Source organism: Flavobacterium sp. NLM (assembly GCF_002210235.1).
GTDB lineage: Bacteria > Bacteroidota > Bacteroidia > Flavobacteriales > Flavobacteriaceae > Flavobacterium > Flavobacterium panici.
Map to the genome: position 1 here is coordinate 26,030 of NZ_LIAC01000027.1, position 14,338 is coordinate 40,367.

Here is a 14,338-nt window from a genome sequence, read left to right on the forward strand (position 1 = left end):
TAGCTAAAAAAATGGACAAAACAATTTTAATTACAGGAGCAAGCAGCGGAATTGGAAAAGAAACTGCAAAATTATTTCAATCAAAAGGATGGAACGTTATCGCGACAATGCGTAATCCTGAAAATGAAACAGAATTAAAAGCATTACAGAATGTTTTTGTTACTAACCTTGATGTATTGAACTTACAATCTATCGAAAATGCGATAAAAGCCGGGATCTCTAAATTTGGTAAAATTGATGTATTATTAAATAATGCCGGATATGGTGCTTATGGAACTTTAGAATCTTTTTCAAGAGAAAAAATTGTACGTCAGTTTGATACGAATGTTATTGGGCTTCTTGATGTTACAAAAGCATTATTACCTCACTTTCGTGAAAATAAAAATGGAATTATCATCAATATTTCTTCAATTGGAGGTAAAATGACTTTTCCACTTGGCGCTTTATATCACGGAACTAAATTTGCTGTTGAAGGCATTTCTGAATCCTTAAGTTTTGAAGTGGAACAATTTGGAGGAAAAGTAAAAATTATTGAACCGGGCGCAATTGCAACTGATTTTGCCGGACGTTCGTTTGACTTTAGCAACGACGAAAATTTTACTGAATATCAAAATATGGTTGGAAAAGTAATGGAAGCACTGCCGGCTTTATTTGATACTGCTTCACCTGCAAGTTTAGTGGCCGAAGTAATTTACGAAGCGGCTACAGACAGTTCAAATAAACTAAGATATCACGCCGGAGAAGATGCAAAAGTCATTATTGAAAACCGTAAGCAATTTGATGATGAAACATTTATTGGCGGAATGAAAGCACAATTCGGACTTTAAATTTTAAACTGTTAAACCTATAAGAATCATCAGAACGTGGTGATTCTTATAGGTCTTTTAAAAATTGGTATCTTTACATTAATGATTCTGTTATGAGCGCATTTATACATTTACAAACGATTTCAGATTTGTTCCGTTTTTTTCATCTGGAAACTCCTATTCTGCATCCTCTTATTGCCGTGGTAGATTTTAGTGAGGTAAAAGAGCAGATTACGGAAGACACTAAAATTTCTCCAGATTTCTACGGATTGATATTCAAAAACTACAATAGAAATAATATCAAATACGGACGAAAAATCATTGATTTTCAAGATGGAAGTTTGATTTGTGTGGCTCCAAATCAAGTTCTCGAAATGGACGAGGATATTGAGGTTTCACCAGCTATGATGGGCTGGGGATTATTTTTTCATCCGGACCTCATCAGGGCAACTTCTTTAAATAATAAATTAAAGGATTATAGTTTTTTTTCATACGACATGTCTGAAGCACTTCATATGTCAGAGAAAGAAAAACAAATTTTATACGATTGTGTGCTTAAAATTGAAGGAGAATTAAAAGAAAACATCGATATACACAGTCAGGACATTATCGTTTCGACAATTGAACTGCTGTTGAATTATTGTTCCCGTTTTTACGGAAGACAGTTTATTACGCGAAAAAGTTCGAATAATTCTGTAGTTACTGAAATCGAAAAAATACTGACCGGATATTTTAATGCAAAAAGCAATACCGAAAAAGGATTACCAACTGTAAAATTTCTGGCAGAACAAGTACATCTTTCACCAAGTTATTTAAGTGATCTGCTCAAAAAAGAAACGGGCAAAAATACTCAGGACCATATTCATTTTTATTTAATTGAAGAAGCCAAAAACATTTTATTAAACAGTAATAAATCGGTCAGCGAAATCGCTTATTCATTAGGGTTTGAATATCCGCAGTATTTCAATAAACTGTTCAAGCAAAAAACAGGAAAAACACCAATAGAATTTAGAAGTCTGAATTAAATTCGTAATCAATTATCGCTGCAGGTAAAAATATGTTTGGAACCTTTGCTGAGTGAATTAACGATTGCATCCTTTAAGCCGGATCCTAAATTAGAGGTAATCACCCTTAATATTTCTTTTAAATCATTAAAATTATTTGGCTTGACAAAATAGCAAATCGAACCTAAACTTGCTGCTGCTTCCATATCCTTTTTATGCGACGATGTCGAAATCATAATTACGGGTATATCCTGATACGCCGGATCTTTTTTTAATAATTCCAAACAGTTCCAGCCATTCATAATCGGCATATTGAGATCCAGAAAAATAAGTTCCGGTTTTTCATCAATTGTCTTTAATATTTCAAATATTTCTACACCATTAACGGCACAATGACATACAACATTTTCATTTACATCTTCTAATGCCTCACAAAACATTTCTGTATCATCGATATCATCATCAGCCAATAAAATTATTTTCTTTTCCATAATCTAAATATCATTTTCATTTTGTTTTAAAGGGAGTGTTACAATAAAAGCGGCACCTTTTGTATTACCTTCTGCAACAATATTTCCTCCATGCCGTTCTGCTATTTTTTTACAAAGTGATAATCCTAATCCGGTTCCTTCGTAACTATCTTTGGAATTGAGACGCGTAAAAGTTTCAAATATCCGCTCTGCCTGTGCAGATTCAAAGCCAATTCCGTTATCTTCCACTGTAATTACAGCAAAACTTTTATCCTCCTGAGCAACTATTTTTGATGATAATATAATTTCAGGCGGCGTTTCATTTTTAGCAAACTTAATAGAATTATTAATAAGATTATAAAAAAGCTGATAAAGAAGTACCAAAGCTCCTTCAATTGTTGGGAGATCGTGATAATGAATTTTCCCGCCTGTTTTTTGCAAAATGATTTCTAAATCAATTTCAATATTTTTTATAACCTTATTGAGATCAACCAAAGTTGGTTTCTGCAAATCGGCATTGATTTTAGAATATGCCAAAACGCCATCAATCATATTGTACATACGATCTGTCGCAACGTGAATTCTCTCTATAAACCTGCTTGCAGATTCGTCTAACTTTCCATCAAGATGATCTTCCAGCCTGCTTGTAAATGTTTTAATTTTTCTTACCGGTTCTTTTAAATCATGAGAAGCCACATGTGCAAACTGCTGTAAATCTTCGTTGGAACGTTTTAATTCTTTCGTTCTGTTTTCAACCAGAACTTCCAGTTTTTCAGTAATCGTTTTTTGTTCATGAATATCGGTGCAGGTACCAAACCATTTGACAATCGCTCCCGATCCATCTTTTATAGGTACTGCTTTACTTAAAAACCATCTGAATTCTCCTGTATCTCCATTTTTTAATCGCAGTTCAATTTGATATGCAGTACCTTTTTGAACGCTTTGATACCAATATCCCAATACCAGATCAACATCATCCGGATGCAGGAAAGGAGTCCAGCTTGTATCTCCAAATTCATTTTCTTCAAAACCGGTATATTCATACCAGCGTTTATTATAATAATCGACAAAACCATCCGGTTGTCCGGTCCAGATAATTTGCGGTACCAAATCTGCAAGAAGTCTGAATTTTTCTTCGCTTTCCTTAATAATCTGCTCTACCTCTTTTTGCGAAGTAATATCACTTGCTGCACCAAACCATTCAATTATATTATTTTCATGGTCTAATATTGGGATTGCCCTTGAAAAAGTCCACCCTAATGATCCATCTGCGTTTAAAACTCTGTATTCTAATTCAAAAACACTTTTGTTTGCTATTGATTCCTTAATATGGCTCAGCACTTTTTGCTTATCATCCGGATGAATGTATTTATCAAACCAATTTATAGTTGGTTCTTCAACATCAGATAAAAATCTGCTTCCTTCCATGGTTCGCATTATTGTCCAGTCTGCATTCATGCTGTAAACCATATCAGATGAAGCATTAACCAAAGCGCGAAAACGGGTTTCACTTTCTTCCATCTTTTTTCGGGCCACTACCTGCTGTGTAACATCAACCGCTACCTGAATCATACCGGTTATTTTTCCATCTTCCACTAAAGGCCGATAGGCCAGATTATAGTAATAATCGACCATTATACCTGTACGGTTATGCTGAACCAGGACTTCACTCTGGTCAAAAGAAATTCCTTTATTATAAACATTTTGAACCTGAGTCCAAACGTACTGCCCTTTTAATTCGGGCAAAACTTCAATCAGCGGCATGCCTATTATTTCCTCGTCGCGACCAATCAGGGTGAGCATATGTTTGTTAATCTGCTCGATTACCAAATTGTCACCCATTAACACCAAAGTTGGAGACGGCGTTTGATCGATCATAGATTTTAATCGGGCTTCGCTTTCTTCTATTTTTTTTCGGGATAAAAACTGCTGTTCCTCTGCCAGTTTTATTTCAGTAATATCACGCGTCGTGCCTGCAATAGCTTCTACTTCTCCTTTTTCATTTAAAACCGGGGCAAAAATGTAGTCGTAAATTCTTTTGCCCAGTTCTGCATGCGGAAAAGAAACTGTTCCCCTAATAGATTTTTTAGAAGCAACAACTTCGTCAATTTCTCTTTCATGCATTGCAGCATGCCATTCTTCATATCCATTTTCTCTTAAACCTTTTCCAATGGCATCTTCTGCTGATTTCCCCCACATGGTAAGCAAGGCTTTATTGGCATATGTAAACTTGTATGATAAATCAAAAACATAGACCAAATCCGGAGTTGTACTTGTGATGGAGTCGTAAAGTCTTTTTTGTTTTTCTGCAGCTGTTAAAGCATTGTTGAGTGTAATTTCTGCTTTTTTTCTTTCGGTTATATCTTCTGTGGTTACAATGAGTAATTCATCTTGTTTTACAGCCGTAAACCGAAACCAAAGCTGTATTCCCTCTCCATCATACCAGCGTTCAAAATTAGCTGTTACTCCGGTTTGGGCTGCTTCAATAAATCTTTCCAGAATACCATTTTTTTTTATCGTGGGAAAAACAGCACTGAAGCGTTTGTTTTTGTATTCGATATCGCCAATCCATTTTTTGGTATAAGTATTAAAAAGTAGTATAGAAAAGTCTTCTATTTCGCCTTTATCGTTATACAAAGACTTTATAACTGCGATTCCGTTTGCAGCAGAATTAAAAACAGTTTCAAAAAAATCATTATTTTCTGTTAATTCCATCGCAGCATTTTAGTGTAATGAATATTTTTTATTGCTATGCTAATGCTAATATAATTAATTTTATGGCATAAATAAAGTAATTATTTATGATTCATTCCGCTTTATAATTTCACACTAAATGCTGTATTTTTTTCAATCTTCATTATAAGGATTAAAATGATTTAAATTAAAAAACCCCTTTATTGAATTCATAAAGGGGTTCGATTTTTGTTTTATTCAAAGATTAATTTTTAATAAACTTTTGTACATAACTAGCTTTATCAGTTACAACATTTATAATGTATAATCCTTTTATTAAAGAACTTACGTTAATTTGTTTATTATTAACCTCAGCATTAATTGCTTTTCCTGAAATATCATAAACATTCACGCCTAATACTTCATCTTCTGTTTGAATATTCAGGATTTCAGCAACCGGATTAGGATAAACTGCCAGTTTTACTTTTGTAAATTCCTCTGTTCCTAAATTAATTGATGCTTTAACAGTAATTGATTTTTCAACGAATTTACCATTCGAATTAAAACTGATTACAACTGTAGCATTTCCAGTCTTTTTTGGTGTTAAAACCAACTCGTCTTTTTCATTTATTACCGCTGTAACAATTTGTGCATCACTATTTGATTTTACCGATTTTGCAATGGCTAGAGATAAATTATCTGCATCCGAAACAATATTTTTTAAATCAATTACGGTTGCATTTTTCACCGAAACTTCTGAAGGCAACGTCGCACTTATTACTGGCGAAGCATTATCCGGAAAAACAGTCATAGCAGGAAACCAGTAATAATCATCTAAAATTTTAGTGTTTGTTAAAACTCCTTTGTTATCAAAAGTATGAATCCAGTTTTTTTGGTAATGCGCTCCAAATCCGCTTTCTGTTGTATTCAGAATTAATTTATCAGAAACCGGATCAATACGCAATGCTGCGCCGTAAGGAATTTGTTTAAAAGTTCCTGTCTGTCCCGGAATTACTGCAAAATTCTCATTGAACGTTTTTGTGGCAACATCAAACTTTACAATTTGTGTTCCTGAATTAAAACTGTTTATAGAATTTATCCAATACAAAGCATTTTGCTGATTGCTATAAGTAAAACTTCCTGCATTCCATGCGCCCCAAGATCCTAAATATTTCGTAGTTGGGATTGCATATTCTGTTAGGGCAAAAGTCGTTTCATTTATATTGATTAATTTCTGATTTTGGATTCCCCAAACACTTCCATCTTTCGCCTGAACTACAGAATGAAATGCTCCGGTAATAGTACTTTTTACACTATTTGTCGCCGGATCAATAACCAGAATTCCTGCATTTTGTTTTACAGCAAATACATAATGAGAAGTACGAATCATGTTTCCTATTTGTCCGGAATACTGACTTCCGCCACCTGTTCCTGTTACTAGGCTTCCCACTTTTAGATTGGCAATATCAAAAATAAAAACTCCGTTTGAAGCACCAATATAACCCGTCTTTTCGTCAACACCTACAAACGAACGTCCGTCGCCTCCGCCAATATCATTGAATCCGGCGATTTTCTTCATCGTTTTCGCATTGGCAACAACCAATCGTCCGCCCGGAGTATATTGACTGTCACCACCGTCTGAAGCTTGCTTTGAAATAAAGTAAAACTTATCGCCGTAAATTGTTCCATACTGCGTTGTTGCTCCAAACGCCTGACTACTGTTTGTCGCACTGTAAACACGATAACTAACGTTTCCGTCAGCATTCACAAAATTTACAGATCCATTCGTATGACCAAACCATTCTTCGTTTACTAAAAAATAACCCGCAGTAAAATCTGTTGTCGCAACGTATGGCGTTACCGCAGTAAAAGTTGACGCAATATCAAACGAATTAAATCCCGGATTATAATTCCAAACATCCCACGAACCGTTTTCTAAAACACGGCTGCTTGCTCCTAAACCAGAATAACCAAATTCAGTATCCGTTGGATTTTTTACCCAATACGACCAATATCCGTTACTTGTCCAGCCAGACTGCCAGTGATCTGCAGCATCAATTGGCGTATATAAATCAAAATCGTATTCTGTAGTATTTACAATTCCGTTTACCGGATAATATGGATACGTTACATTTTTATCTTTATAAAGTCCGTTTGTGTTAGCTCCATTCAAATCAAAACCCAATCCGCCAATTGCAGATCCAAACTGAGTTCCCTGATATAAAAGAGTAAAAAAACGGCGATCTGCTTTTGCAATTGCTTTCAGCATATCCTCACCCGTTGCATCTCCATCCCATCTAAAACCCCAAACTAAAGCATCGGCATTTTTCTCGTCATTCCATTGTACCACAAAAGCTGCTTGATTTGCGCCTGTTCCAACCCAATATTTAATTTGAGCAAAATCTGCAGCACTAACCGTTTTTTTACTTGTCAGTTTTTTAACAGCTGATTTTTGCTGAATATCATTTCGGGGTACACCTTGCACCGATACCTGTGCATTGGTAAAGAATGCAAAAAATAATAGTAGTATTAAAAAGTAATTTTTCTTCATATTATAGTTGATTTAAAAAAATTATTAGTTTAGGTATAAGTCGTAAGCCCCTGCTACTTCTGTGGAAACTTCTCCCAGCCAGCCCGCTTCCTGATTGATTGCTGTATGTATTTTGATGAAATCTATTCCGGGAAGTTTTACATAATTTCCGTTTTTATCTACGGCCCAGGCAATGTCAATATTTGAGGCTTCGTCGTTATTGGGAGCATTATCGGCATAGCCAAAATCAAAAGATTTCCCTACCCAGTAATTTCCTGCGCCGCTTTGATCGTAAAAATTGTTTGCTATTTTTGTTCCTTTCAGCGTATAAGAAGCCTCAGAAATCCAAAGCGGATAATAACTTTGTTCGTGAAATATGTTTTTAGATTTATAGCCGGAATTCCCCAAATTATCCTGCCATTTAATATATTCAGAATCAAGTTGCCAGGATTCATTTCCTTCAGCTACAATTGGAGTTTTGTTGGGATCTGGTTTAAAATAAGTAATGCTGAAATTCTTTAACGTTGTATTTTTAAAGTATTCACTTCCTGCAATTTCGTACCATTCGTCTTCATCGGGCTTTCCGTTTTTATTTTTGTCGTAAGCGACTGAAATAATTCCGGCCTCGCAAGATCCTGAACGTGCTTCATTTGCCTGATTTCCCCAAAATGCATTTCCTAAAACTTTAAAATCTCGTCCGGCCATATTCGGGATTGTATGATCAAATCCAAAAACAACATATCCGCCAAAACCGCCTAATGAAATCATTGTTGTATTTGAACCAACAAGAGCTTTTTTTGCCTCACTGATAAGATTACTTTGCGTATTTCCAGTCACATATTCCGGAATTGTATTCGTAAACTGACCAGCTGCCGGACGAAAATCAAATACATTCGAAATATATTTGCTGTAAGCTTTTGTCTCTTGTACAACATTGATAGTTGATGTATAGGTTTTTACAGCTCCGTTAATTTCAACTTTTAAAGTCAGTTTATAATTTTTTAAATACGGACTAATAAAATCCAGCTGAGAATTCTGCGAAATCAAAGAATCTTCATTTGCAATCCACGTTAACTTTGAATTCGCTGGCAGATTTGGCGCAATATTCAGCACTTTAAATCGGTCAATTGAATAAGATTCTTTTAGTACTTCTGCGGGAATTTCAACATTGTCTTCTTCCTTATCGGTTTCACAAGCAATGAATCCCAAAAAGAGAATTGACAGCAACGTGGTTTTTAAAATTTTAAAAGGAATTGTTTTCATTTTATGATAATTAGTTTTTTACACTTTACTTCTTAGTTATAAAAGCGATATGCGCCGGAATATTTCCAGCCGTTGTTTTCCACTTTAATTTACCTTCTGGCGTAAAGCAATAGATATAACCTGTTACGACATAATTCTGGGCATCGGTGATATAAATTTCTTTCGTTTCTGGATTTACCTGAAGTCCGTACGGAATCATAATTTGCTTTTCAGTTCCGTCTGTAATGATTTTATCCGTGATTATTTGTTTGGTTTTCGTGTCGAGGATTCCGTAAATAATTTTGTTGCTATTGGTTAAATAACTCCACGATACGCTGTAGAAATAAAGTAAATCATCGACCAGACAAGTATCTGAAACCGGAATATCTAACTGCATTTTTTTCTCATCGGTTTTGGTATCAATTACAAAAAGATTCGAAGGCGTGTTGTAATAATCCCCTCTGGAACTCACATAAATATCACCGCGGCTGTCAATCTGCATGCTGTACAAATTGATTCCCACATCTATTTTTTTGATTTCTTTGAATGTTTCCAAATCAATTACAGAAACAGTTCGGTCATAATTTGGAACTCTGTAACCTCCGGAATTTGCTACATACAATTTTCCGTTATGAACTACCATTTGTTCAGGCTGATAGCCAACAGTTACTTTTCTTTTTATTTCTAATGATGTTGTATCAATTTCGGCAACAAAACCAATTTCTGCATTTGGATCAATGGCAACTGGACCAGAATACGAACTCACATACGCTTTGTCTTTATAAAAAGTCACGTAACGACAATTGGGAATATCAATTTTTTTGATGCGTTTTGCTGTCCATTTTTCTATGACCTCAACTTTGTTGGAACAATTGATTACAGCGTAGACTTTATTCCCATAAATTTTAATATCGTTTCCTACGTCGCCTAATTCTTTTACAACAGTTGGATTTCGTTCCGAATAAATATCCGTAGTATAATTTCCGGTTCTGTAATTAAAAACGTCAATACTGGCGCGGTTCATTCCCATATTTCCTTCGTTCAGAAGATAAAAACCTTCGATATTTCCGTCGCTTCTTGGTGCAGCAACACTTTTATCTGTTGACGGAAAAATAATTTCGTCTTCTCTGCAGGAAGCAAAAGCCAGAATGATACATAAACTGAGAATTATTTTTGCGGTTATCTTTTTCATAGCTCAATACTTATTATAAATTTCACTGTGCGGCCCGGCATTGGATAATTGTATATCACTTCATAATTTTGGTTGAGAACATTGTTGAGTTCTACTGCGCCTTTTAATTTGTAATTATGAAATGCAAATGATTTTTGAACGGCTAAATCATGCGTATACCACGGCTGAACTTCATTAATTTTTATGTTATTGACATTTCCGTTATAGCGTTTTCCAACATAAATAAAACTGTAGTTGAAATTCCAGGTTTCATAATCGGCATTTAGAATTCCTGAACCGCTGTGCCACGGCGTGTACGGAATTTGGTCTCCGTAAGAGGATAATTCAAGACCGCCAAATTTGGTATAATCTTTACTTTCAGAATAGGTATAAGTAAGATTTGCAGCAAGATTTACTTTGCCAAAATGCGTTCCCATATTCAAAACAGATTCTATTCCTTTTCCTTTTACCTGACCAATATTCGTCATCATCCAGCGGAAAAGATTTCCGGTTGGCGCGGCGATTATTTTATCTTTTGTATTGGTATAATAACCGTCTAACTGAAAAGAGAATTTGTCGAAAAACCCTTTATTCTGAGGAAAGTTATACGTGAGTCCAATATCGTATTGGTTCATATATTCTGGTCGCAAAGTACTTGAACCAATCATGGTATAATACAAATCGTTGAAAGTGGGCATTCTGAAAATTCGTTTTGCAAATGCTCTCAGGTTAAAATCGTAACTTTTAAATGGTGTATAGCCTAAAAATAAGGCCGGAGTAAATTCTGTTTTATCTGGAGCTTTTGCGTTGTAGCGAACTTCTTCCTGAACATTGGTTCCAATAACACTTCCTAAAGCTTTAAAACCGCCAATTCTATAAGTGCTGGCTAAAGAAATTAATGTAGTATAACGCTGCGGGTAAGAGAATTGAGTCTGGATTCCTCTTCTTGTAGCGTTTAATCGGTTGTATTGAAAATCTGTAGACAAGGAAACATCCCAATTGGATAAAATGCTGTACATATTGACTGCGGAGATATAATATTCCTGCTGATAATAACTATCGTCAGACTGTGCGCCTTCGGTTACGGTTTCGCCTAATATGTTTGTGGTATCTCTGGCAACGTAATGTGTATAATCGTAAGCGAATTTTGCTCTTGCCTGAAATTTATATTTTTCGGTAAAGTCTTTTACCAAAAATGCCTGAGTGAAAAAATTCTTGTCGTATTGCCTGAAACCGTCTGAGAATTTGTTTTCCACAATCGCACCCGGCGCTCCTCTGTCTGAATCATAATAATACACTTTGGCATCCCAGGAACCTTTATTTATTTTTCCGTAAAGTCCGGATTCTACCCTTAAAGCTTCAATATCACTATTATGTCTCGTGGCTGTGGTATCGTAAGCAACCGTTCCGTCGAGATTGTTTCTTTTGTATCTGAATTTATATTCTCCGTTCGATTTTATGTATTCAGAACTAAAACTCATGCTGACTTTGTCGCTTAATTTTTGTTCCCATCTAAAAGACGGATCAAAATAATTAATGGACATTGTCTTGAAACGTACTAAGAGATTTGTTTTTTTATCGCCAATAAAAACCGGACGTTTTGTTCTCAAATAAATTGTAGAAGCCGCCGCAAAATCTTTTGCTGATTGGAATATTTCGCTTTTCTGTCCGTTATACATCGTTAGTGATTCCATGTCGTCGAGGGAATATTTTCCTAAATCGGTGACGCCGTTTTGTGCATTTCCTAATTGTATTCCGTCATAAAAAACACCAACGTGATGTGTTCCCATGTTACGAACGTCGACGGTTTTAAGACCGCCAAGTCCGCCATAATCTTTTATTTGAGTTCCGGCAAAATACCGAAGCGCATCGGCAACATTATGGCTCGCTAAATTTTCGAGTAATTTTCCCGAAAGTGTCTGCACCGGAATAACTTCCTGATAAGGTTTTCCTTTTAAGATTACTTCTTTTAAAACCCGCAAACTATCAGTTTCTACTTGCGAATGAAGTACAAACGGAGCAAAAAGTATGAAAACGAATAAGAGTATTTTTTTTCTATAATACATCACCAATTAATTAAATAAACTTCGGGATGTAATAGCAAAAAGAGATAATCCTGCTATGTAAATAACAGGTCAATTCTTGTTGTTAACTTTATTCCACGAAAGTCTTAAACTATGTGATTGTGGCAGGTCTCCTGACTTGTTCCATCTTTAAAACAGCCTTCTCATCCGCAAAATCGGGACAATGGCAATAGTAGTGTTTAAAGACTTATATAGAACTTACAGTAGCGGGTCTGTTCAGGATTTACACCTGATTCCCTTTTAACTGTTTTTTCATTAAATTTGAAAAAACAGACCAAAATCTGGCGCAAAGATAGAACTATCCTGAAAAAAATGATGCAGGAATTGGTAAAATAAGTTTATTTAAAAAATTAAGAAGTCTTTTCGAGAACTAAATTAAATTAATCAGCACCGCCGTCGACGCTGTCAAAAGTTTCTCTTTCTTTAGGTGTGATACTGTATTTTACAGAAACCATTGGCCCGTAATACACATCAAACTGATTTCCGTTGGCACGCAGCTGCATCTGACCAATGATGCCAGCCAGAAAATGGATATTGGGCGTTATACCTGCCGTGTAGTAAACTGATAATCGAAAAATATCAAAATGCTCTTCGGCATAATCTTTTGAAGCAAACTTTAGCATCAATTCTGTATAATAGCCAATGTTTGGTGCTAAAAATATAGGTTTTTCTTTAGTTTGACGCAGAAAATGATTCACACCAAATCTTGCTCTTAATCGCGGAATTGTCTGCGGAACTCCGTTTCTGTCATCAAAAAATTTGGTTTCAAAACGCACTTGTTCAAAAATAGAGCCTTTTGGCATATCCTGAGAAAAAGTTCCCATTACAATAAGTCTGTTTTCTAAGGTTTCATAATTTCCTGCTTCTTCTACGGCATATTTTTGATTGTGAGCATAACCCAGCCACAGTTTTATATTTTTAAATCCGGAATAAATTAGCCACGGCCTAACTACAACACGCTGTGTATAAGCAAAAGGATTTCCATTGGTATATGCACCTTGCGTCACCAATTGAAAATCGGCCTGTCCGCTTAAATGCCATTTTTCATAAATTGGGAAAGCAATATCTCCTTCTTCAATTGATGCGGGAATAAAACCAATAGAATATGGAGCATCCTGCGCTTTTACAATTTGTATAAACGCAGTACAAAATAATAGCAGAAAACCTTTTTTAATCGTACTCATAAATCTTAGTTTACTTATTTAAAATAAAGCCTAAACAGGAGTATAACAAAGATAAAAAGGCTGTGCGTTATGCTTAAAGGATTTAATGTTGCAGATTATAATATGAAACCAAGTTTTACTTTATTTCTTTTTTGAAAAAGTAAGTTTTTCAATTTCCCTTAGAAATTCAGAATCAAACTCAGAATAAGCACGTAACATATATTTTTCGTCTCGTTTATGCATCACCAAACGGATTTTCTGAACCATCAGCCAAATAGGTTCGTAGCGTTTGTGTCCTAAAAGATATTGCAATTGTAAAATGGAGAATTTCTTTTTAGAAAGTGTCATTAATTCAATACAAATCATCCAGTATCTAAAGGGTAAATTGGAGTTTTCCATCACGGTTCCGGATCGAAGACTGATTCTGTTTTTGCATTTTTTACATTGAAATTTTAAATCGACTGTTCTGAAAGAATGGGAATTATGCCCGCACTTTTTACAAACCAAACCGTTTTCCAGTCGTTTGTTTTTAAATTCCTCAATGCAGGTTTCTTCGTCATTGTATTTTTCGAAATATTGCCGTAATTCCATTAAAAAAAAATCTCTTTTCAGAAACTAAATATAAACTAAATCTTTGCTTACAAAAAACGATTTTCAATAAAAAAGAGGAAATTCAAATTAGAAAATCCTCTTTTAAAATTATAAAAAAATGCAATTACAGTTTGTGGGCTATTTCTTTTTTATACTTATTCAATATAGATTTTGTCATACCCAAATTTGCTTTGGTCGAATCTACTGCTAAATAAATAAAATACTCTCCGTTATCAGAAACATCAATAATATGAATTTGAGAAGTAAGCGTAATCATAACGTTATCAACAACCTGACCTTGTAATTTTAAAGCTCTTATGGCGTTCATTTCTGCTTTGACGACTTCAAGATTATAGGCAGATGCGAGTTCCGGATCAAAATCGCTAAAAGCTGATTGTGAATAATAAGACATTCCGCTTTTGATTTCTGCTACAGAAACTGCGATAAAACCAGGTACGTTCTTTTTAAGATCTTCTCCAAATTGTTTTAAAAAATCAGACATATGTTTTGGGTTTAATAGGATTCTAAAATGTTATTTCTTGTGGTACTTGACACAAATTTATAGATCTGATTTTATTTAATTATCCGTAATGCGTACCTTTTT

10 protein-coding genes, 1 pseudogene and 1 riboswitch are annotated in these 14,338 nt (G+C 34.9%); of the genes and pseudogenes, 2 read left to right on the forward strand and 9 right to left on the reverse strand.

What is annotated here, in order from left to right; all coding sequences use genetic code 11:
- Positions 1–11 precede the first annotated feature (11 nt).
- Positions 12–827, forward strand: coding sequence for an SDR family oxidoreductase (locus APR43_RS23575; protein ID WP_053474240.1), 816 nt, complete (start codon positions 12–14; stop codon positions 825–827).
- Positions 828–919: 92 nt separating this feature from the next.
- A complete protein-coding gene (locus tag APR43_RS23580) occupies positions 920–1,831 on the forward strand; it encodes a helix-turn-helix domain-containing protein (protein WP_053474239.1) in 912 nt (303 codons plus the stop codon).
- An 8-nt stretch (positions 1,832–1,839) separates the two neighbouring features.
- Here the strand turns inward: APR43_RS23580 and APR43_RS23585 are convergent, their stop codons facing one another.
- The 9 genes and pseudogenes from APR43_RS23585 to APR43_RS23625 all read right to left on the reverse strand — a co-directional run bounded on the left by APR43_RS23585 (position 1,840) and on the right by APR43_RS23625 (position 14,236).
- Complete coding sequence (locus APR43_RS23585; RefSeq protein ID WP_053474238.1) at positions 1,840–2,301, reverse strand: response regulator; 462 nt, start codon at positions 2,299–2,301, stop codon at positions 1,840–1,842.
- 3 nt (positions 2,302–2,304) lie between these two features.
- Entirely contained in the window at positions 2,305–4,995 is a 2,691-nt protein-coding gene (locus APR43_RS23590) for a PAS domain S-box protein (RefSeq protein ID WP_053474237.1), read from the reverse strand.
- A gap of 223 nt (positions 4,996–5,218) precedes the next feature.
- On the reverse strand, positions 5,219–7,504 hold the full coding sequence (locus tag APR43_RS23595) for a DUF5074 domain-containing protein (protein ID WP_053474236.1): 2,286 nt from the start codon (positions 7,502–7,504) through the stop codon (positions 5,219–5,221).
- Between the two features lie 24 nt (positions 7,505–7,528).
- Positions 7,529–8,746 (reverse strand): hypothetical protein, encoded by a 1,218-nt coding sequence (locus APR43_RS23600; protein WP_053474235.1) that lies wholly within the window; start codon positions 8,744–8,746, stop codon positions 7,529–7,531.
- Between the two features lie 25 nt (positions 8,747–8,771).
- Entirely contained in the window at positions 8,772–9,917 is a 1,146-nt protein-coding gene (locus APR43_RS23605) for a DUF5074 domain-containing protein (RefSeq protein ID WP_053474234.1), read from the reverse strand.
- Positions 9,914–11,962, reverse strand: coding sequence for a TonB-dependent receptor (locus APR43_RS23610; protein WP_053474233.1), 2,049 nt, complete (start codon positions 11,960–11,962; stop codon positions 9,914–9,916). The genes APR43_RS23605 and APR43_RS23610 overlap by 4 nt, the downstream gene beginning before the upstream one ends.
- 103 nt (positions 11,963–12,065) lie before the next feature.
- Positions 12,066–12,274: riboswitch (cobalamin riboswitch) on the reverse strand.
- A gap of 86 nt (positions 12,275–12,360) precedes the next feature.
- Positions 12,361–13,164, reverse strand: a complete 804-nt coding sequence (locus APR43_RS23615; protein ID WP_240514990.1) for a DUF2490 domain-containing protein — start codon at positions 13,162–13,164, stop codon at positions 12,361–12,363.
- A gap of 123 nt (positions 13,165–13,287) precedes the next feature.
- Positions 13,288–13,734: pseudogene (locus tag APR43_RS23620) on the reverse strand (transposase); the annotation flags it as partial.
- Between the two features lie 124 nt (positions 13,735–13,858).
- On the reverse strand, positions 13,859–14,236 hold the full coding sequence (locus APR43_RS23625; RefSeq protein ID WP_053474230.1) for a hypothetical protein: 378 nt from the start codon (positions 14,234–14,236) through the stop codon (positions 13,859–13,861).
- Positions 14,237–14,338: the final 102 nt, after the last annotated feature.

Coding starts and splice junctions, on each gene's coding strand:
- APR43_RS23575 (WP_053474240.1), top strand. CDS start 12: ATGGACAAAACAATTTTAATTACAGGAGCAAGCAGCGGAATTGGAAAA.
- APR43_RS23580 (WP_053474239.1), top strand. CDS start 920: ATGAGCGCATTTATACATTTACAAACGATTTCAGATTTGTTCCGTTTT.
- APR43_RS23585 (WP_053474238.1), bottom strand. CDS start 2,301: ATGGAAAAGAAAATAATTTTATTGGCTGATGATGATATCGATGATACA.
- APR43_RS23590 (WP_053474237.1), bottom strand. CDS start 4,995: ATGGAATTAACAGAAAATAATGATTTTTTTGAAACTGTTTTTAATTCT.
- APR43_RS23595 (WP_053474236.1), bottom strand. CDS start 7,504: ATGAAGAAAAATTACTTTTTAATACTACTATTATTTTTTGCATTCTTT.
- APR43_RS23600 (WP_053474235.1), bottom strand. CDS start 8,746: ATGAAAACAATTCCTTTTAAAATTTTAAAAACCACGTTGCTGTCAATT.
- APR43_RS23605 (WP_053474234.1), bottom strand. CDS start 9,917: ATGAAAAAGATAACCGCAAAAATAATTCTCAGTTTATGTATCATTCTG.
- APR43_RS23610 (WP_053474233.1), bottom strand. CDS start 11,962: ATGTATTATAGAAAAAAAATACTCTTATTCGTTTTCATACTTTTTGCT.
- APR43_RS23615 (WP_240514990.1), bottom strand. CDS start 13,164: ATGAGTACGATTAAAAAAGGTTTTCTGCTATTATTTTGTACTGCGTTT.
- APR43_RS23625 (WP_053474230.1), bottom strand. CDS start 14,236: ATGTCTGATTTTTTAAAACAATTTGGAGAAGATCTTAAAAAGAACGTA.